Origin of the sequence: Roseovarius halotolerans (assembly GCF_900172255.1) — a bacterium.
GTDB lineage: Bacteria > Pseudomonadota > Alphaproteobacteria > Rhodobacterales > Rhodobacteraceae > Roseovarius > Roseovarius halotolerans.
Genome location: NZ_FWFU01000002.1, coordinates 745907 through 765411, shown reverse-complemented (window position 1 = coordinate 765411; position 19505 = coordinate 745907). Strand labels below are relative to the sequence as shown.

Genomic DNA, 19505 nt, shown 5'->3' with positions numbered 1-19505 from the left:
ATGTTCGACAACAAACGCATCCTCGTGACCGGCGGCACCGGGTCCTTCGGCAATCGCTTCATCTCGACGATCCTGAATGACTATTCTCCATCGGCGGTCGTGGTCTACAGCCGCGATGAGCTGAAGCAATTTGAAATGCAGCAACGCTTCCCCGACGAATCCCGCCTGCGCTACTTCATCGGCGACGTGCGTGATGCCCAGCGCATGACCGAAGCGATGGAAAAGGTCGATTTTGTTGTTCACGCGGCGGCGCTCAAACAGGTGCCCGCAGCGGAATACAACCCGATCGAATGCATCCGCACCAATATCACCGGCGCCGAAAACGTCATCCGCGCTGCCATCGCCCAAGGCGTCGAGAAAGTTGTCGCCCTGTCCACCGACAAGGCCGCGAAACCGATTAACCTCTATGGCGCGACCAAGCTGGTCTCGGACAAGCTGTTCGTTTCCGCCAACAACACGGTCGGCGAACACCGCACCCGCTTCGCCGTGGTTCGGTATGGCAATGTGGTCGGCTCTCGCGGGTCGGTCATCCCGTTCTTTTACCGGATGATCGACTCGGGCGCCAATTTCCTGCCCATCACCGATGACCGCATGACCCGCTTCTGGATCACGCTGGATCAGGGTGTGGATTTCGTGATCAAGGCGTTCGAGCGCATGTGGGGTGGCGAAATCTTCGTGCCACGCATCCCCAGCACCCGGATCACCGACCTTGCACAGGCAATGGCGCCCGATATCGAACAGCGCGTCGTCGGCATCCGCCCCGGTGAGAAACTGCATGAGGTCATGTGCCCCGAAGAGGACGCGCATCAGACCGTCCAGTTTCAGGATTTCTTCTCGATCACCCCGACCATCAAGTTCAACAATGCCGGGGTCGATTTCGCGACCACCCGTCTGGGTGAAACCGGCGCGGCGGTCGAGCCGGAGTTTGAATACAACTCCGGCAACAACCCGGTGTTCCTGAACCAGCGGGAGATCGTCGCCCTGCTGAATGAAACAGGGTTCGGGCGGTGATACCCTATGGGCGCCAGTCGATCAGCGACAAGGATGTCGCCGCGGTGGTTGATGTCCTGCGCTCGGATTTCCTGACGCAGGGACCGACGGTGCCGCGCTTTGAACAGGCCCTGCGTGCCGCATGCAAGGCGCCCCATGCCATCGCCGTCAACAGCGCCACCTCGGCGCTGCACATCGCCTGCCTCGCGCTGGGGCTCGGCCCCGGCAAACGGCTCTGGACCTCTCCCAACAGCTTCGTTGCCTCGGCCAATGCCGGCAGGCTTTGCGGCGCGGATGTGGATTTCGTGGATATCAACCCGGATACCCTCAATATGAGTACGACGCAGCTCAGCGACCGCCTTGAACAGGCGCGGCGCGACGATACGTTGCCCCATATCGTCATGCCGGTGCATTTCGGCGGCCAATCCTGCGACATGCGCTCCATCCACGCCCTGTCCGACGAATACGGCTTTCGCGTGATCGAAGACGCTTCGCATGCAATCGGCGCAATCTACGATGGCGCGCCGGTCGGCGATTGCCGCTACTCGGACGCCTGCGTGTTCTCGTTTCACCCGGTCAAGATCATCACCACCGGCGAAGGCGGCGCCGTCACCACGCGCGATCCCGCGCTGGCGAACCGGCTTGGCATGCTGCGCAGCCACGGGGTCATACGCGACGCGGGCCAAATGACCCATGACAGCGACGGCCCCTGGTATTACCAGCAGATCGACCTGGGGCTGAACTATCGCATGACAGACCTTCAGGCCGCGCTGGGCGCCAGCCAGATCGCGCGCCTCGACCGCTTCGTCAAGCAACGTCACGACCTGGCCGCGCGCTACGACGAGGCATTCGAACAGCTGCCCTTGCGCCGCCAGAGGCGCGACGCCGCGAACCGCTCTGGGCTTCATCTCTACCCCGTGCAGCTCGACCCGGCGCTGCCCGACCGCGCCGCGCTGCGCCTGCGCCTCTTTGACATGCTGCGCAAGGATGGGATCGGCGTGAATGTCCACTACATCCCGATCCATACACAGCCCTATTACCGCGCGCTCGGCTTCAACGACGGGCACTGCCCCGAGGCGGAATCCTATTATCAGGGCGCGCTGTCGCTTCCGCTGCATCCGCAACTCACCAGAACCGAGCAATCCCACGTCATTCTCAGCCTGCGCAACGGCCTCAGGACACTCGGCTTGTCCTAGGGTGGGCGCATCCGGCCAACACAGGCACAGAGGTGCATCATGGCAATCGCAGTCATTCCAGCCAGAGCAGGATCAAGGCGCGTTCCACAGAAGAACATTGCCGATATCTGCGGCCGCCCGATGATCGCCTGGACCATTTCCAACGCGCTGGCCTCCCATGCCTTCGACGCGGTCGTGGTCAGCACCGATTGCCCCGGGATCGCCGAAATCGCAGAATCCGCCGGCGCCCATGTGCCGGGCCTGCGCGCGCCGGATCTCTCGGATGATCACACCCCGCTCGATGCGGTGATGCGCGATTTCACCAAGGCCGCCGATCCGCGTCATGACTGGATCTGCATGATCTACGCCACCGCGCTCCTGCTTGAGCCCGCGACCCTCGCGCGCGCCGCACAGCTCGCTGCGCAGGCGGCGCAAGACGACGATTTCGTGCTGTCGCTCCTTCCCTACCCACATCCCCCGCAACGCGCAGTCGCGCTCGAAGACGGCATCGTCCGCATGATCACCCCCGAACATGCCCGCACCCGCACACAGGATCTGCCGCGCCGCCTGCATGATGCCGCGCAATTCGTGTTCGGGCGCCGCCGCGCCTGGCTTGACGGCCAGACCGTCTGGAACAGCCGCACCCGCGGCATCGCGCTGTCCCCGGCCGAAGCCATCGACATAGACCTGCCCGCCGATCTCGAGATCGCCCGCGCGCTGATGGCCCGCCGCATCGCATCAAGGGAGCCCGCGACATGAGCCTCGATCAGACCCTCGAACGCTTCACGCTTAGGATCGCGGTTGATAGCGACAAGGAGGATATCCGGCGCTGGCGCAACCAGCCGCATGTGCGCGCCTCGATGATCCACCAGGACGAGATATCACCGGAAACCCACGCAGAGTGGTGGGACCGCGCCAGATCGGACCCGACCCGGCGGCTGTTCATTCTCGAGCAGGGTCACATACCGGTCGCGGTGCTGACCTTCTTCGACATCACTCCGGACGGGACGGCGTGGTGGGGGTTCTATCTGACCGACAGGATCGCGCCTGGCGAAGACGAACTCGCTATCTGGATGAATGTCGAGGCCATCGCGCTCCGCTACGCGTTCGAGCATTTGCATCTTGAGCGGCTGCTTTGTGACACCAAGGCGGGCAATCACTCGGTTCTGATGCTGCACGAACGCTTGGGATTCGAGACTGTTTCACCTGAAAATTACCCAAAGGCCCAAGCCCATGACCTTGTGATCAAGGAAATGACCGCGCGGAGCTTCTCAAGTGTCAAGGCACGGGTCATGTCGCCAGAGGTTCTTGAAATGGCGCTGCCCGATGATCCCCATCCGTTTCGACTCCCCCGCCTCGCCCTCATCGGTGCGGCCAACTGGGACGAGATCGCCGCCGACCTGTCCCGCAGCATCGCGGCTCATTGCCCCCTGCGTCTCAAGGCCATCGTGCCCCCGTTCGGGCAGGGGATGCTGGATCTGCTCACACCCGGCTCTGATCTGGCGGTAAACCCGCCCGACTACCTGGTGTTCTGCGACCGGGCCGAGGATTTCCTGCCGCCCCTCGCCCCCGCCACCGAGACACAGATCGACGGGATGGAGAGCCGCTTTGCCGCCTATCTGGACAATATCCGACATTTGCGCGGCACAATGAGCGGGCATTTCATCGTTCACGACCTGCATCTCGTGCGCCCGCAAATGCAAAGCCTGCATGACATGACCGCCCGGCAAGGCGCTCTGAGCGCCGCCATCGACCGGATGAACCGAAATCTGGCCGAAACCTGCGCCGCACTGGCCGACTGCACCCTTCTGCCAGTGTCGCGGGTCATCGAACAGATCGGCCATGACGCCGCCGATCCGGGCAAGTACTGGCTCATGGGCCGCTTCCCCTATGGGCCGCGCTTCACCCACGCCTATCACCACCTGCTGACCGGCGCGCTGATGGCGCTGCACGGGCTGACGGCGCGGGCGCTGGTGCTCGATCTCGACAATACGCTCTGGGGCGGGGTGATCGGCGATGACGGCACCTTCGGCATCCAGCTTGGCAGCGACTATCCCGGCAACCAGTTCACCACGTTTCAGCATTTCGTCAAATCCCTGTCCGGTCGCGGCCTTGTCCTGACTCTGTGCAGCAAGAACACCGAAGACATCGCGCTGGCCGCGTTCCGCGATCATCCCGACATGATCCTGCGCGAGGACGATCTGTTGGCCCACCGGATCAACTGGTCCCCGAAATCCGCCAACATCGCCGAGATCGCCGCCGAGATCGACCTTGGACCGGGATCGCTCATGTTCATCGACGACAACCCGATGGAACGCGAGGAGGTGCGCCAGAACCTGCCCGGCGTGATCGTCCCCGAAATGCCCGCCGACGTGGCCGAGTGGCCCCGCTTTCTTGCCAGCCACCCGGCGCTTTGCGCATTGCAACTGCTCGATCAGGACCGGGACCGCGCCGCGAAATACAGGATTCGCCAGCAGATCCTGCAAGTCGAGCAAAGCGCCCCCGACAAGCAGAGCTTCCTGCGCAAACTGGGCATGAAGATCGAGATCGCCACCATGCGCGATTCCACCCGTGCGCGGGCGATGCAGCTGTTTGCCAAGACCAATCAGTTCAACACCACCACGATCCGCTATTCGGAGCAGGAATTAGACACTGTTATGGCCGAAAACGGCGATATCCTGACCGTGCGGATCGAAGACAGATTCGGCTCGAACGAGGTGATCGCGGTGCTGGTTGTGACCTACGGCGCCACGGCACCCGACACGGCGCGCATCGAGAACTTCGTCATGTCCTGCCGTGTGCTCGGTCGCGGTGTCGAAACGGCGGTCCTGGCCGATATATGCCGTCGCGCCAAGGCGCACGGCTGCGCCACGCTGCTTGGCCCGATCATCGATACCGAGCGCAACCAGCCCTGCCGCGATGTCTATGAGCGCCACGATTTCATCGCACAGCCGGACGGGGTCTTCGCGCGCGCGCTCGACAACCCTATAGCGTTTCCGGACTGGTTCGCATACATCTCTGACGTGTAGTTTGCGAGGTTCAAGATGTTTGCAGAGATCGGCGTGCTCTGGGTCGACCATGTCGCCATCACCACCGACCGTTTCCACGATACAGCCCGGCATTACCTCGCCATGCCCAATGCGCGCATCTTGCGCGGCCCCGGCTGGAACGCGGCGCAGAAGGTGCATTTCCTCTTCGTCGGCTTCGGGGGTGACCTCTGCGTCGGTATCCGCGGCCTGCCCCAAGACGGCGACTCGCCCATCGCCGCCCATGTCGCAGGCGGAGGCGGTGCCTCTCACCTTTGCCATGCCGTTGCCGATCTCGACGCCGCGCTGGCCATTGCCGGGCGATCGGGTTGTCACATCGTCGCGCCAGCAAAGCCCGACGATGCCTGTGACGGACGGCGCGTCGCCTTCCTGAAACATCCCGCGCATGGCCTTTTTGAACTGGTCGAGGCCTATGGCACCCTCGCGCCGCCGCTCGATGCAACCCCTGCCGCCGGCGCTGACCCTGACACCGTGCAGGCGCTGCAAGACGCCTTCGCCAGCATCTTTGCCGGGGCGCTGCCCACCGATCCCGCTCATTGGCGCGCCGATCAGGTCGACCGCTGGGATTCCCTTCAACACATGCGCCTCATTATGGAGGTCGAGCGCCGCCTCGATGTGACACTGCCCTCCTATATGCTGGGCGAACTCAGAAGCTACGACGCCTTCCTCGCCGCGATCGGAGACATCTCCGATGGCTGACATGAACAACGCCCCGATCATCGCGATCCGCGCCGACGGCTCCGCCGCAATCGGATCGGGCCATATCCGCCGCGTCGGGTTGCTTGCGGATCACCTGCGCAGGGGCGGGCTTGCCCCGGTTCTCCTGTGCAATCCCGAGGCGTCCGAGATCTTCCCGGACGCGCTCCATTCCTTCGCTGCGGTGCACCCCGTCACCGACGAGGCGGGCGCGCGCACGCTGCTCGCAGACCGCTACCCGCAAGGGATTGCTGGCGTCTTCTTCGATCACTACGGGCTCAATGCCACGGATCACCAGCTCTATCGAAGCATCGCCCCGCATCTTTCGGGCATCGACGATCTGGCCAACCGTCCGCTCGACTGGGACATCCTGTTCGACATCAATCTTGGCCGCAGCCCCGCCGATTATGCCAGCCTGGTGCCCCCGCAGACCGCGATCCATCTGGGTCGCGACTACCAGATCGTCAGGCCCGAATTCCATCAGCGGCGAGACACCTGCCTGAAAGCCCGCAAGGCACGCGGCGACCGGCTCGACCGGGTGCTGATCGCAATGGGCGGAACCGATCCGCAGGGCCTGACCCATTCGCTGCTGAACGTGACGGCCGCGACGCTTCCCGATGTGGCGATTGACGTGATATCAGGCTCTGTTTCACCTGAACTTCCTCGCCTTCGGTCTGCGGCCGCGCGGCTTGGCCCGCGCGTCGCCCTGCATGTGGACACACCCGACGTGGCCGAGCTCATGTGCCGGGCCGATCTTGGAATCGGGGCAGGCGGCACCATGACATGGGAGCGCAACATGCTTGGCCTGCCCTCGATCCTCCTGGTCGTCGCCGACAATCAGCTGCATGTGGGCCGCGTCATGGCACGCGAACGTGCCGCTCTGGTCATCGACCTGCGCCACGGGCATGACGCCCGGACCCTCACCGCTCATCTGTCGCTGTTCAGGAACGCCCCCGGCGATCTTGCCTTTCTGTCGGAACGTGCCGCGCAGCTGAGCGGCGCCGACGGCGCGCGCAACATGGCCCGCATCCTGTGCGATGCGCTGGCCGCCAATCGGTAAGACATGAGGAATGACGCCATGGATACGATCACCATCGCAAACCGCCCCATCGGCCCCGGTCATCCCAGTTTCATCATCGCCGAGCTCTCGGCCAACCATAACCACGACCTCGCGCGCGCCAAGCGCATCGTCGAAGCCGCCGCCGATGCCGGCGCGGATGCGATCAAGCTGCAGACTTACACCGCAGACACCCTGACATTCGACTCTGATTCAGCCGAATTTCGCGTCGACGGCACGATCTGGGAGGGCAAGACCCTCTACCAGCTCTATCAAGAGGCCAGCCTGCCCTGGGCCTGGCACAAACCCCTGATGGACCATGCGCGCAACCTCGGGCTCCTCGCCTTTTCCACCCCCTTCGATGCGACCGCCATCGAGTTTCTGGAAAGCCTCGACGTGCCCGCCTACAAGATCGCGTCCAGCGAACTGGTGGATATCCCGCTCATTCGCCGTGTCGCCGGACTGGGCAAGCCGATGATCATCTCGACCGGGATGGGCACCCTGTCCGAAATCGACGAAGCGGTGCAGACCGCCCGCGCAGCGGGCTGCGATCAGATCATCCTGCTCAAATGCACCGCCGCCTATCCCGCACCCATCGACGAGGCCAACCTCGCCACCCTGCCGCATATGGCACAGCTGTTCGGCACCGTTGTCGGGCTCTCGGATCACACGCCCGGCAGCATCGCGCCGGTCGCGGCAACCGTGCTGGGTGGCTGCGTGATCGAAAAGCACCTCACCTTGTCGCGCGCCGATGGCGGCCCGGATTCGGCCTTCTCGATGGAGCCGCAGGAATTCGCCGCGATGGTCGCCGATGTCCGCGCCGCCGAAAGGGCCATCGGACAGATCCGCTATGAGCCGACCACCCAGGAGATGCGCTCGCGCGATTTTCGCCGATCGCTCTTCGCCGTCCGCGACATCCCCGCCGGCACGCCCTTCACCCCCGAGAACCTGCGCTCCATCCGCCCCGCGACCGGGCTGCACACCCGCCACTATGATTCACTCCTCCAAAGCCGCGCCAGCACCCACATCAAGGCCGGAACGCCGCTCTCATGGGGGCTGGTGGCGCAATGAGTGGTGTCGCGGCGTCCCATGCCAAGCCTCACCGCGTGAACACGTTCTTTCCACCAACCGTGAGAAATGCCCATGATTGACGCAACCGCCAGCGCGAAGCGCAGACTCAGGTCTCTCTTGAAACCGGCGATCAACAAGTTGGTCCCGCCGCCGCCCAAACCCGCGCCGCTGAAACCAGGCCCCGCGCCGCGCCCTCCCGCGCCGAAAATCGCAGCGGTTCGACCAGGCCCACCGCCCAATCCTCCCGCACCGAGCCCCTCGGAAAAGGAATCCCGCGAGCTGCTGCTAAAGGTTTCAAAGGATTTTCAGGGAAGAGGCTATCTCCGTTCCGCCCTCTCGTCACTCGAACTGATTCCCGATCCGATGCGCGTAAACAAGCATTGGCATGCTCTTGCGGACCTCTATCTGGCAATGGGTAAATACGAGCACGCCGCCGCTTCCTTGGACCGCATGCAGGTCCGCGACCTGAGCCAGAACGGGTTCCGGCTCTACCTGATCACCGCAGCAAGGCTTGCGCAGGCGCAGGGCGACACGCGCAAAGCTCTCGATCTCGTACAGAGGCGCCGCGCGGCATTTCCCGAGCACATACTCGAAGCGACTGTGGAATATTATCGGCTGTATCGGCACGGCCATTCCGACGCGGAATTCATGGAATTCAGCGATATCCTTTTCCGGACGCTTCCCAGCCACCAGCTTCTCGCCGAGATCTACGCCCAGCATCTCTATGAGAGCAACATGCTGGCCAAGCTCAAGGCCTTTTTGCAGCTCTACCATCCCCGCTTCCGCCGCTCAGGCAAGCTGTTTGTGCTCGAAGCGACCTGCGCCTGGATCGATCAGGATGACGCCCGCCTCGCCAACGCGTTCGAGATCGCAAGACACGAAAAACTTGTGACACGCCAGGTTGCGGAGATGGTGCAGCGCCTGCGCCAACACCGTCCCGACGCCGAGGAATTCGCACAGGAAATGATAAGGCTCGCTTCCGATGACGCCCCGGCCGAGAACATCACGCGCCTCGATCCGGTCCAGAGAGCATGGGTTCTTCTTTCACTTGACGAGGTCGATGCCGCACTCGCCATTCTGGATACGCACATAGAACGGGAAAACGGACCGGTTCTGGCATTTCTCGTGCGGGGTCTCGCGCATCATGCCGCGGGCAACAGTGCGCAAAGCGAGGCTGACCTCAAGCTCGTCGTGAAAGAGGCTCCGCAACAAGTGCTTGCCTACCGAACGCTTCTTCAGATCGGACTGGAACGCTATCCGGAAATGAGCGGGCCCGATGAGCTGATCCGCTATCGCAATGAACACAACCCGGTCTTCACGCGCCGGGACAAACTGGGGCGGTCCGGTTTCCATGACGTCGAAGCGGGTCAGGTCATGTGGTTCAAGGGGCAATATATGGAAGGATACAGGGCCAAGCTGCAAAAGCAGACCTGCGTCTATCTCGCCACCAAGTTCCCGGCGCAATACAATGTTCTCGAAAAACCCGAACTCGCGGATCTCGAGCAGAAATCGGTTCTCGTGCTTGGCGATGACGGAGTCAGCGATGAAGTGCGCTATGCCTATGGCTACCGGATGCTCCCTGAAAACTGCAGGGCCGTCATCACTTGTGAGCCACGCTTGCACGGGCTCCTCTCCCGAAGCTTCCCCCGGCATGAATTCATCGCTGTCACAAGGCGATGGCCCGACCTGCCCATCAAGGTCGAAGACAACAGAAGCGGGATCGACAACGTGGATTTTGCCCGCATCATCTCGCAGGATCTGTTCGACCGGATTCCCACATTTGATCGCCTGCGCTTCCAGCAGGATCTCGTGGCAGGTCGCTGGCTGCGCCAGCCGGGCGGCGCCCCATGCACCGAGGGCGCAGGCACCGGCGCCTTTCTGAAGCCCGATCAGAAACTGGTCCGCAAATGGAAATCCCGCATGAGATTCAGGGCCAACGGCGCCGCCGCGCCTCTGAAGGTCGGCTTGATATGGCGCAGCGCGTTGCAGAATGCGCGCCGGTCGCGGCAATACCTCAAGATCGAACAGCTTGCGCCGCTCCTCGAGGTCAAGGGTGCCGTCCTCTACAGCCTGCAATACGACATTTCAGAGGACGAAGCGGCATTCTGCAAGAGCAACGGTATCCGCCTTCTGGATGATGTCGATTGGCGCAATGATCTCGAAACCGTGGCCGCGGTGACATCCCAGCTCGATCTCGTGATCGGTATCAGCTCAAGCTCATATGAAATCGCCGCAGCGGTCGGAACAGAGTGCTGGTTGCTCGGGGTATCCCCCGAGGCTCTCGGATTGCGGCTGGGTGACAGCGACAAGGATTTCGACCGGATCACATGGAATTCCCGGATCATCAGGCCAGACCTGCCAGCAGCCCGGTCAGCCGCGCCCGATGCGCCATGGCCCAAGGAGAACGCCGTCGCCCGCGCTGCCGAATTGCTTCAGCAAAGAAGTAACGCCAGAGATTCGAAACTGAATTGAGCAATACGTTCGCCCACTCGACAAGCGGGGTTTTGCGGTCAAGCGCCATCCTGCGGATAAAACAGAGCGAAATCCCTCTCATATCGCCGCGCGATCCGCTCCAGCACGTCATCCGGCAGGTCCTCGGCGATACCGGGCATCGCCATGCCCCGCACATTCCTGCGCCGCATCGGCCCAAGCGCAACGCCGGTCCGGGCCTCGATCTCATCACTGATCCGCGCCCAATCCGCGTCGATGGTTTCCAGCCGGCCGACGAAATCCGCCACCAATCGCCCGCGAAACTCCAGGATCGCGGCTTGCGAACAGACATGGATATCGGCCCGATCATCCGGCGTGTCTTCGACCGCGCGCACGAAATCGGCAAAGCTCATGCCGGGGCGCACGCCCATTCGCTCGAAGGCCGGGCTCAGGCCGTCGTTCTCGATCACCTTGTTGTTCCAGCACGAGTAAAGCCGCGCCACCGGATGACGCACAAAGGTAAACGTCCAGCATCGCGCGGCATATGCGCCGCTCACGAACCTCCCCGGCGTCAGCCGCAAGGCCTCGCCCTCGGCCACGTGGTTCCAGAACCGGTCCTGCGACACCGGCGCATCCACCTTGCTGCGCAGCCTGAAAGCCAGCGCCAGTGCCGCCTTGACCGATGAATTGGCCGCTTTGGGCACCCGGACATAAGCGATCCCGTGGCGCGGCAACAGGATCACATGGCGCGGATTGTGGCCACTGGCGGGCCTGCGCCACAAGCGCCTTGCAAACCCGCCGATCATCCCGCACGCCCCAACGCGAACCGCAACGTCGCGCGTATCCCCCCAAGATCGCGCCGATGCTTCAGCGCGTAAAGAGGATATACCAGCGGCGCCAATCGCCCGAAGACCCGCCTCTGCACGGCCAGCCGCGCCTGCAATATCGCGGTATCGTGCCAGATTTCGCCGCTGCTCTGGCCCTCATGCGCGCCCACCACCACCGGCAGCGCCTCGCCGCGCAACCCGGCGCGCAGCATGTCTGCGACAAACACGTAATCCTCGCCAAGCGCGTATCGTGCGCCTTTCCCGAAACCGGTGTCAAAAGAAATGCCCCGCTCCGTCACCGCGCTGCGCCTTATCATCAGCTCAGGCGCACAGACGCGGCCACTGTTGCGCAGGGTCAGCCGGTGCCGCTCTGCCCGCGCGCCCCTGACCGGCAAACGGCCTTCGCGCCACCCGGCCGCAAAATCCAGGTCGGGATTTGCAGCCAGATGATCCGCAAGCCGCATCAGCCCACCGGGATCAAGCCGCATATCGTCATCCGCAAAGGCCAGGAATGCGCTTTTGCCATGCAGCAACGCCGCATTGCGGCTCTGCGACAGCCCGACCGTGTCCAACCACAGGGTCTCGACATCCCCGCGCACCTCAAAGGGATCGCCCCCGTCAGGCACTGGCGTCTGAACCAGCACCAGAAACCTCAGCCGTGGCGAAGGCGGCGGCAACACGATGCCATGCAGGCCCGTCCCGACCGTCGACACGGCGACGCAGAGAATGTGATCTTCACACGATACCCGACCCGACACTCGCAACACCTCGAACAACTTTTACTTGCTATAACCCTATAGCAAACGCCTTTAGGTCGTCCACGGCTGCGTCGTCGCGCCCGGGCGCTGAATCCGGTCCGTCAGTCGCTGCCGATGAATGTGTAGGAGTATTGCCGCTGAGATCCGAAACGGTTCTCGATCATGATAACACCCGGCCCCACCGCGACCGAACTGCGCCCCGAGGTGCCGCTCGTTCCCGTCAGGATCGTCGTTCCCAGATTGGTCATCGACGACGCCAGCGTCATGCTCTGCAACAACGGGGTCAGCCCCGTATCATAGACGAAAATGCCCGAATGCGGGGCCTGCGAATAAACCGAATCCACGATCGTCAGGAACAGGAACCCCCCCGCCCCCGGCGGCGTGATCGTGCCCACATTGTCGTTGGCGATCTCGATGATCCCCGATTGCAGGCATGGCATCCGGCAGATCCCCCGCGCGGGTTCGACGCTCATCGCGGTGGTCCAGCCGCTGCCATCCGGCGACACCTTGATCGAGAAGTCGTCCTGCCCGGCCAGCCCAAGCTCGGCGCGTCCCTCGAAATCGGTCTGGAACAGCAGGCTCGCGGTGTCCGCCTCACCGGCCTTGTTGATCTTCAGCTGATGCCCCGCACCTTCATGGCTGAACAGGCTCGCTTCGGATCGCACGCTGAACCGCGTGATTCCATCGGCCGTGGCGTTCACGCCCGCGCGCTCGATATTCTCGAGCACCTGAGGCCCCGGCAGCGGCAACCACCCGGTTCCGTCGAAATGCAGGATTCGCCCCGCCGCACGGTCATGCGCCAGCCACCCCGGCGCCGCCTCATGAAAGATCCAGCCCCCACCGAAAAAGCTGGCCACCGCACCATCCTGTCCCGCCCAGTCACCGCTCGCGCCACTCGCCACGATATAGCGATCCCCCTGCGCCGGGCTTGCGGGCGGCGCGGTCAGGTCCGCCGCCAGCACCGACAGCTGCGCAAGCGTGTCCAGGATGCGCAGCGCCTCGTTATGCGTGACGTGTTTTTGCGCCTGAGACGGCAGGATATAGGGCAAGGAAAGGTTGGGCGACGTATTGGACATGGTTTTCCCACTTCAGAGATGACATCGCAGCAACGTCACCCCCGGACCCTAAGAAACCATGACGGCAAGGCCCGCCCGGTTAACCCCGCATTTACCGCTCACAGAAAGGCGAAGTTATCCGCCAGGTCCCCGATGCCCAGGTAGAGCGAGATCTCGATCATGTCGCCGCCACCGAAATCGAACAGCACATGACCGTCCCCGACAGTGGCATAGGCATCAAGGATCGCCATCGCGTCGGTCTCGCCATCCACCAGGTCCGGGTCCAGAATCAACAGGTCATGCGCCGCCTCGAAATCCCCGATCTGGTCCTGCCCATGTCCGCGGCGAAAGACGAACTGATCCTCCAGGCTGCCGCCAAACAGCGTGTCATCGCCAGCACCGCCTTCGATCACGTCCAGCCCCTGTGAGCCATAGATCAGATCATCACCATCGCCTCCCGACAATGTATCGTTACCCGTCGCCCCATAAAGTTCGTCATTACCCGCACCGCCCGTCAGGTAATCCGACCCCTGGTTGCCATAAAGCGAATCCTCCCCGTCCCCGCCGTCCAGCCAGTCGAACCCCAATCCCCCCGAAAGGTAGTCATCCCCAGCCTCACCAAAAAGGGAATCCTCCCCCTCGCTGCCAAACAGGCGGTCATGACCGTCCCCCCCAAAAAGCGTGTCATAGGCGCTGCGCCCGATCACTGTGTCGTCGCCCGCATCGCCAAATGCCAGGTCCGCCCCTTCGCCGGCGCTGATCCAGTCATTCCCGGCCCCGCCGTGAATCTCGTCGACCCCGGTATTGCCCAACAGTGAATCCTCGCCCTCGTCGCCAAAAAGCGTATCCGCCCCGGTCCCGCCGCGCAGCGTGTCATTGCCCGCACCGCCATGAAGCTCATCATACGAGCTCTCCGCCAACAGGCTGTCGTTGCCATCGCCACCAAACAGCGTGTCCATCCCGGTGCCGCCGCGCAGCGTGTCGTTCCCAAGACCCCCCTGCAACAGGTCGTGCCCGCCTTCACCATAAATCAGATCATGACCCCCAAGTCCGATGACCGTGTCGTTGCCATTCATGGCGCGTATGGTGTCGTTGCCCTCGCCCCCGGTCAGGTGGTCATGCCAATCGGTCGGCTCCAACAGGTCTTCTGGTCGCCAGATCGGCACGATTCCCAGGATGTCGGTTTCCAGGAAATCCCGATACCCAAGCGGTTGGGCCGCTGACGTGCGCAGGGTCAGGACCTCGTCGCCATAGGTGATGCGGGCACCGTCCTCCAGCGTCTCGACCCCGATCTGAAGCGTCGTGTAAAGCCCCTGCCATGCCGTCAGATCGACCCTGTCCCGGCCCAATTCAAAGTTTCTGATCTCGTCTGCAGCGCCATCCACCACCAGGACGAACACATCCTGCCCCGCGCCACCCGTCATCGTATCGCTGCCGCCGCCATCCCAGATGACACCGCCACCGGCACCCGCCATCAGCGCATCGGCATTGCCCGTGCCCGTCACCGCCTCCCATCCCGGCGCGATGGGGACGCTCAGATGCGTCAGCCCCGCTTCGCGCTCCGATGAGGCAAAGACATGCAGCGTGCCGCCCGCCACCGTCAGGGCCAGCGCATTCACATTGTTCAGCCCCAGCGATTGGCTGTCGGCAATCGTATCCAGATGGACCAGCCGGCCATTGGGCAACAGCTGAAACAGGCTCAGCCCGTCATCCGCGCCGCCCGCCACCACATAGGCCTGCCCGTCATGCACGATTGCCTTCATCGCGCTCAGGCCGCCGAAACGGGTCATCCGTCCGTCAACGGCACTGTCCAGCACCCGCAGCGCGCCGGTCGCGCCGACATTCAGCACCGTGATCGCGCCCGCATCGAACGACCCTGCCAGCAACAGGTCGCGCCCGGCGAATGTCAGCGCCTCAAGGTGACTGGGCCGATAGGATGTATCGCCCTCCTCGATCCCCAGCGACGCGCACAGCACCAGCCCGCCGCTCGAACTCACCTGAAAGGCGCTGATCCCGACCTCGCCATAGGACGCCGTGAACACCATCGAGCGCCCCGACCCGAGCACCATGCTCGCAAGCGCCACCGGTGCGCGCATGTAACTGTCGTCGTCATCCGGCCTGTAGCTGACCTCGGTCAGCCCGCCCTGCACCGTCGGTTTCAGCACCGACAGCCCCGCGCCATCCGGCGCGGCGGCCACCAGGTAACTCTGCGCGCCGACAGGCGCATGCACCAGCGCCAGCAGATCGCCGTAGTGGCCACTTTGGGCCGAATAGAGACTGATCTTGTCGCCCTGATCCTGCAATGTCTCCAGCCCGGCGGCCAGCAGGTGATAGCGCCGTCCGGCAATCATCGGCGAGACATAGCCGGTCGGCTGCGAAGCGACCTCGTCGAAGATCAATGCGCCCGTCGGGTTCAGCCGATAGACGCTCTCCTCCAGCCCGACGCCCGACAGAACCGAGACGCTGATCGCCGGCACCGCGGCCGGGCCGGTTTTCGTCAGCGCGATCCGCGGCACGATGGCGGTATGCGCACCGGCATCGCCAAGGCTGTGGCTCTCTTGCGTAAACTCCATGACACGTCCCTCACCACCGGTGAAAGAGTGCCCGCATCAGGTGCCCGCAGGCGGCTGGGTCGATGGCGAAACCATGACCTTCTCGCACGATTTTTCTTAATTCAGGCGGGTTTGTCCATGTTCTTCAGATGCCGTGCGATCGCCTCTTCGACATCCTCGAAAAAGCTCAGGGTTCCGTTCTCCAGGATCGCCCCGGCATTGCACAGGTTGCGCACCTCGGCCAGCGAATGCGTGACCACGATCGCGCTCCGGGTCGCCAGCCGCGCCTTGAACATCTCGGCGCTCTTGGCGCGAAAGGCCCGGTCGCCCACCGATGTCACCTCGTCCACGAGGTAGGTGTCGAAATGAATGCCCATCGATATACCGAATGCCAGGCGCGAGCGCATACCGGACGAATAGCTGCGCACCGGCATGTTGAAATGCCCGCCCAACGCCGAGAAATCCGCGACGAAATCCAGCAGCTCGCCGGTATCCACGCCATAGATCCGCGCGATGAACCTGCAGTTCTGCGCCCCGGTCAGGTCGCGGTGAAACGTTCCCGCGAATCCGACCGGGAACGACACCGTTCCGGCGGTGACGATCTGTCCTGAATCGTGGCGCATACTGCCTGAAATCATCTGTAACAGGGTCGATTTCCCCGCACCGTTGCGCCCCATCAGCGCCACCGCCTTGCCGGTCGGAAAGACCGCGTTGATCCGGCGCGCGACATATTTGCGCCCGCGCGGGGTCCGGAAGCTCTTGGTCAGGTTGCGCAGCTCGATCATGGCGCGTCAGCGACGATCACGCAGCGAATAATAGACCAGCGCCATGATGCTCCAGCCGATCGACAGGAACAGCACCGTCAGGCCCAGGATCAGCCAGCGGCGCGGGTATTCCGCGCTTTCGGGCAGGGTCGGGCGCTCGAACGCGGCCAGGTATCTTGTCTGCCGGCGCGCCTCGGCCTGCGCGGTGTCGAAATTCGACAGCGCCGTGGTGTATTTCTTCTCGGCGAACTCGCGGTCCACCGTCAGGCGCTCGAACTCCGTCACGATCGAGGCGTAATCCTCGCCCTCGGCATCGGTGCCGCCGCCCAGCTTGCCGCGCTCCTCGGCGATGCGGCTGCGGATCGCGGCGATGCGCAGGCTCGCCTGCACGGCGCGCGGATCGCTGTCCTTGGCCTGCTCGCGCAGCAGGTCCAGCTTGATCAGTTCCTCGCCCAATTGCTGCTGCAAGGTGTTGATCAGGCCCATCTGCACCCGGATATCCGCGTCCGGCGTGATCACCTGGTTCTGCGAGCGATAGGCCGTCAGCGCCTGTCGCGCCGCCTGCAACTGGCGCTCGGCGGCGTCCAGTTCCGTGCGCGCGAAACGGATCGAATCCGCCCGCGCGATCGCGGTCAGGTCGTTGATCCGCTTGAGGCTCTGGTCGAATATCTCCTGCCCGATGGTCTGCGCGTCCTGCGGGTCAAACGCGTTCACCCTGACCTCTATCAGCCCCGATCCCGACGTATAGGACACCTGCACCATCCGCCGCCAATAATCGCGCAGCTCCTCTCGCGTGGCATCCGGCGACAGCGCGAAGACCGGGTCGCGCGCGTGATACCGGTTGAACATGCTGCGCACGTCATGCAGCGCATCGACCGTCAGGATCATGTCCTGCGAATGGATGAACTCGAACAGCACGTCGCTGTCCGATGAACTCCCGCTTGAAAGCTTCCCCAGATTGCCCAGGAAGTCGGTCGGCGTCGGCGCCTCCTCGCGCCGGATCGTGAACCCCGCATAGGAAGCGTATTGATCCGCGCTGCGCTCCCACAGGTACCAGGCCGTCACCAGCGAGGGCAGCAGGATCATCACCTGCGCCGAGATCATCAGGAACAGATGCCGCGGTCGCGCGCGCGCCCTCAGGACAGGCGGACGCACGCGCCGTGCCTTGGCCGGCGATTTAACCTCTGGTTGTGTCGCTTGCGACGCCTTGCCGCGACTTGGCGATTGATCCCCGGCCACTGGTATGGTCCACTTTACTCGTGATCTGCGATACCGTTTCACAATCCAAAGATGAATTCCAGTGGCGATGACTCCGACAACCGTGACCGCCGACCAGCGCCCCGCCACCGGGTTCCGCATGGCGCGGGTCGTCCTCGCGCTGATCCTGCGCGAGATGTCCTCGACCTACGGAAGATCGCCCGGCGGCTATGCCTGGGCCGTGCTGCAACCTATCGGCACCATCGTGATCCTTGCCATCGCCTTCTCACTCTTGCTGCGCGCGCCCTCTCTCGGCACCAGCTTCCTGCTGTTCTACGCATCGGGGCTGCTGCCGCTCAGGCTGTTTCAGGAAATGGCCGGCAATGTCGGCGCCGCCATCAGCTTCAACCGCGCCCTGCTGGAATATCCCCGCGTCACCTTCATCGACGTGATCGTCGCGCGCGCATTGCTGGTCCTGCTCACGCAGGCGATGGTCGCCACCTTGATCCTGTCCGGCATCTTCGCATGGGGCGACATCCGTGAGTCCGTCGATCTGGCCCCCATTGTCACCGGATTCTCGGCGGCTGCGTTCCTGGGCGTCGGCTTCGGCGTATTCAACTGCTTCGCGATGTTTTCCTTCCCGCTGTGGAAGACCCTCTGGACGATGCTCACCCGGCCCCTGATCCTGATTTCCGGCGTCTTCTACCTTTTCGAGGACCTGCCCCCCAACATTCAGGACCTGCTCTGGTTCAACCCGCTCCTGCATGTAGCGGGCATCACCCGGCAGGGCTTCTACTCGATCTATGAACCGGGCTACATCTCGCCGGTATTGATCCTTGGCACGGCGCTCGTGCCGATGCTGTTCGGCTTTCTGCTGCTGTTCCGCTTCGGGCGCAGCATGTTGCACAACTAGGGGCGCGCGGCCGGCGCCGGCCTTACGCGGCGTCGCGGCTACGGGGCGGGTCCGTCCATTTCAGCTTGTCGCGCTGCACCTGTTCCACCGGCAGGATATCCTGTCCCTTCACATTCAGTGCCGCATCCACATGCCTGATATCCCGGCACAGTCGACGCAACCCGTCAGGCTCCAGGCTGGCGGCATGGTCGGTGCCCTTCCATGTCCGGTCCAGCGTGAAATGCCGCTCGATATGGGTGAACTTGCCCCAGGCCTCGGCCTCCAACATCCGGCCCACCGCCAGCGCCGCGACATCCGCCGCGATCCCCAGATGATGACCCGAGAACCCGATTCCCTTCACCCGCGTCCCGAACCGTTCCATCAGGTTGCGGATCTCGAGCAGGCAGACATCCTCGAACGCCACCGGGTAGCCCGATGTGCAGCTGTAAACCACCAGGTCCCTCGCGCGCCCCCGCTCTTCGTAGAACGCGATCAGCTCGGCAATCTCCTGCCCCGTGGACATGCCGGTCGAAACATGGATCTCGCCGCCGTAATGCTCGCACAGATAACTCTGCAATTCGTAATGCTGGTTCGTCGCCGACGGGATCTTCAGCATCGGAGGTTCCAGCGCCGCCATTTCCCGCGCCGAGGTCAGGTCCCACACACTGGTCGAATAGGCGATTCCGTTCTCCTTGCAGGCGGCGATCAGATCGCGGTGCTGCTCGGTATCGAATTCCAGGAACTCGCGATGCGCCCCGTATGTCGGGCCATAGGCGTTGTCGGGCACCGGGTGCGGCGCATCATATTGTTCGGGACTCAGCAATTCCCGATTGTGCCGTTTCTGGAACTTGGCGACATCGGCATTGCAAATCGTTGCCGCAACACGAATCAACTCAAGCGCGATTTCAAAACTGCCTTTGTGATTGCAGCCGATCTCGGCGACTACCTGAACTGCACGATCCGACATCACCAAAACACCCTTTGCACATTTCAA

16 protein-coding genes are annotated in these 19505 nt (G+C 63.3%); 9 read left to right on the top strand and 7 right to left on the bottom strand.

Annotated elements, in window-relative coordinates:
• From pseB to ROH8110_RS10685, 8 genes are all read left to right on the top strand, one after another.
• On the top strand, positions 1-1011 hold the full coding sequence (gene pseB / locus ROH8110_RS10720) for a UDP-N-acetylglucosamine 4,6-dehydratase (inverting) (RefSeq protein WP_085817724.1): 1011 nt from the start codon (positions 1-3) through the stop codon (positions 1009-1011).
• Entirely contained in the window at positions 1008-2186 is a 1179-nt protein-coding gene (pseC, locus tag ROH8110_RS10715; protein WP_085817723.1) for a UDP-4-amino-4,6-dideoxy-N-acetyl-beta-L-altrosamine transaminase, read from the top strand. The genes pseB and pseC overlap by 4 nt, the downstream gene beginning before the upstream one ends.
• Before the next feature lie 39 nt (positions 2187-2225).
• Entirely contained in the window at positions 2226-2924 is a 699-nt protein-coding gene (gene pseF / locus ROH8110_RS10710; protein ID WP_085817722.1) for a pseudaminic acid cytidylyltransferase, read from the top strand.
• Positions 2921-5194 (top strand): HAD-IIIC family phosphatase, encoded by a 2274-nt coding sequence (locus tag ROH8110_RS10705; protein WP_085817721.1) that lies wholly within the window; start codon positions 2921-2923, stop codon positions 5192-5194. The genes pseF and ROH8110_RS10705 overlap by 4 nt, the downstream gene beginning before the upstream one ends.
• A gap of 15 nt (positions 5195-5209) precedes the next feature.
• Positions 5210-5911, top strand: a complete 702-nt coding sequence (locus ROH8110_RS10700) for an acyl carrier protein (protein WP_085817720.1) — start codon at positions 5210-5212, stop codon at positions 5909-5911.
• A complete protein-coding gene (gene pseG, locus ROH8110_RS10695; protein ID WP_085817719.1) occupies positions 5904-6968 on the top strand; it encodes a UDP-2,4-diacetamido-2,4,6-trideoxy-beta-L-altropyranose hydrolase in 1065 nt (354 codons plus the stop codon). The genes ROH8110_RS10700 and pseG overlap by 8 nt, the downstream gene beginning before the upstream one ends.
• 18 nt (positions 6969-6986) lie before the next feature.
• On the top strand, positions 6987-8036 hold the full coding sequence (gene pseI, locus ROH8110_RS10690; protein WP_085817718.1) for a pseudaminic acid synthase: 1050 nt from the start codon (positions 6987-6989) through the stop codon (positions 8034-8036).
• A 411-nt stretch (positions 8037-8447) separates the two neighbouring features.
• Positions 8448-10508 (top strand): tetratricopeptide repeat protein, encoded by a 2061-nt coding sequence (locus tag ROH8110_RS10685; RefSeq protein WP_139837405.1) that lies wholly within the window; start codon positions 8448-8450, stop codon positions 10506-10508.
• Between the two features lie 38 nt (positions 10509-10546).
• On the opposite strand, the gene ROH8110_RS10680 is transcribed toward ROH8110_RS10685, so the two are convergent.
• The 6 genes from ROH8110_RS10680 to ROH8110_RS10655 form a co-directional block, all read right to left on the bottom strand.
• Entirely contained in the window at positions 10547-11248 is a 702-nt protein-coding gene (locus ROH8110_RS10680) for a sulfotransferase family protein (RefSeq protein ID WP_170156477.1), read from the bottom strand.
• A 20-nt stretch (positions 11249-11268) separates the two neighbouring features.
• Positions 11269-12006, bottom strand: a complete 738-nt coding sequence (locus tag ROH8110_RS10675) for a glycosyltransferase family protein (protein ID WP_085817715.1) — start codon at positions 12004-12006, stop codon at positions 11269-11271.
• Positions 12007-12152: 146 nt separating this feature from the next.
• The gene (locus ROH8110_RS10670; RefSeq protein WP_085817714.1) at positions 12153-13127 is read right to left on the bottom strand and encodes a DUF2793 domain-containing protein; all 975 of its coding nucleotides are present in this window, start codon (positions 13125-13127) and stop codon (positions 12153-12155) included.
• A gap of 98 nt (positions 13128-13225) precedes the next feature.
• Positions 13226-15679 carry a calcium-binding protein gene (locus tag ROH8110_RS10665; protein WP_085817713.1) on the bottom strand — a complete coding sequence of 818 codons (2454 nt, stop codon included), beginning with the start codon at positions 15677-15679 and terminating at the stop codon, positions 13226-13228.
• 101 nt (positions 15680-15780) lie between these two features.
• On the bottom strand, positions 15781-16443 hold the full coding sequence (locus ROH8110_RS10660) for an ABC transporter ATP-binding protein (RefSeq protein ID WP_085817712.1): 663 nt from the start codon (positions 16441-16443) through the stop codon (positions 15781-15783).
• Between the two features lie 6 nt (positions 16444-16449).
• The gene (locus ROH8110_RS10655; RefSeq protein WP_176236594.1) at positions 16450-17577 is read right to left on the bottom strand and encodes a KpsE/RkpR family capsule polysaccharide export protein; all 1128 of its coding nucleotides are present in this window, start codon (positions 17575-17577) and stop codon (positions 16450-16452) included.
• A gap of 151 nt (positions 17578-17728) precedes the next feature.
• On the opposite strand from ROH8110_RS10655, the gene ROH8110_RS10650 reads away from it, so the two are divergent.
• The gene (locus ROH8110_RS10650; protein ID WP_121143670.1) at positions 17729-18532 is read left to right on the top strand and encodes an ABC transporter permease; all 804 of its coding nucleotides are present in this window, start codon (positions 17729-17731) and stop codon (positions 18530-18532) included.
• Between the two features lie 22 nt (positions 18533-18554).
• Here the strand turns inward: ROH8110_RS10650 and ROH8110_RS10645 are convergent, their stop codons facing one another.
• Positions 18555-19478, bottom strand: a complete 924-nt coding sequence (locus tag ROH8110_RS10645; RefSeq protein ID WP_085817709.1) for an N-acetylneuraminate synthase family protein — start codon at positions 19476-19478, stop codon at positions 18555-18557.
• Between the last annotated feature and the right edge of the window lie 27 nt (positions 19479-19505).

Excerpts from the sequence above, each read along its gene's own strand:
- pseI (WP_085817718.1), top strand. The coding sequence starts at position 6,987 with ATGGATACGATCACCATCGCAAACCGCCCCATCGGCCCCGGTCATCCC.
- pseB (WP_085817724.1), top strand. The coding sequence starts at position 1 with ATGTTCGACAACAAACGCATCCTCGTGACCGGCGGCACCGGGTCCTTC.
- ROH8110_RS10645 (WP_085817709.1), bottom strand. The coding sequence starts at position 19,478 with ATGTCGGATCGTGCAGTTCAGGTAGTCGCCGAGATCGGCTGCAATCAC.
- ROH8110_RS10665 (WP_085817713.1), bottom strand. The coding sequence starts at position 15,679 with ATGGAGTTTACGCAAGAGAGCCACAGCCTTGGCGATGCCGGTGCGCAT.
- ROH8110_RS10700 (WP_085817720.1), top strand. The coding sequence starts at position 5,210 with ATGTTTGCAGAGATCGGCGTGCTCTGGGTCGACCATGTCGCCATCACC.
- ROH8110_RS10670 (WP_085817714.1), bottom strand. The coding sequence starts at position 13,127 with ATGTCCAATACGTCGCCCAACCTTTCCTTGCCCTATATCCTGCCGTCT.
- pseF (WP_085817722.1), top strand. The coding sequence starts at position 2,226 with ATGGCAATCGCAGTCATTCCAGCCAGAGCAGGATCAAGGCGCGTTCCA.
- ROH8110_RS10705 (WP_085817721.1), top strand. The coding sequence starts at position 2,921 with ATGAGCCTCGATCAGACCCTCGAACGCTTCACGCTTAGGATCGCGGTT.
- pseG (WP_085817719.1), top strand. The coding sequence starts at position 5,904 with ATGGCTGACATGAACAACGCCCCGATCATCGCGATCCGCGCCGACGGC.
- ROH8110_RS10685 (WP_139837405.1), top strand. The coding sequence starts at position 8,448 with ATGGGTAAATACGAGCACGCCGCCGCTTCCTTGGACCGCATGCAGGTC.
- ROH8110_RS10650 (WP_121143670.1), top strand. The coding sequence starts at position 17,729 with ATGACTCCGACAACCGTGACCGCCGACCAGCGCCCCGCCACCGGGTTC.
- ROH8110_RS10660 (WP_085817712.1), bottom strand. The coding sequence starts at position 16,443 with ATGATCGAGCTGCGCAACCTGACCAAGAGCTTCCGGACCCCGCGCGGG.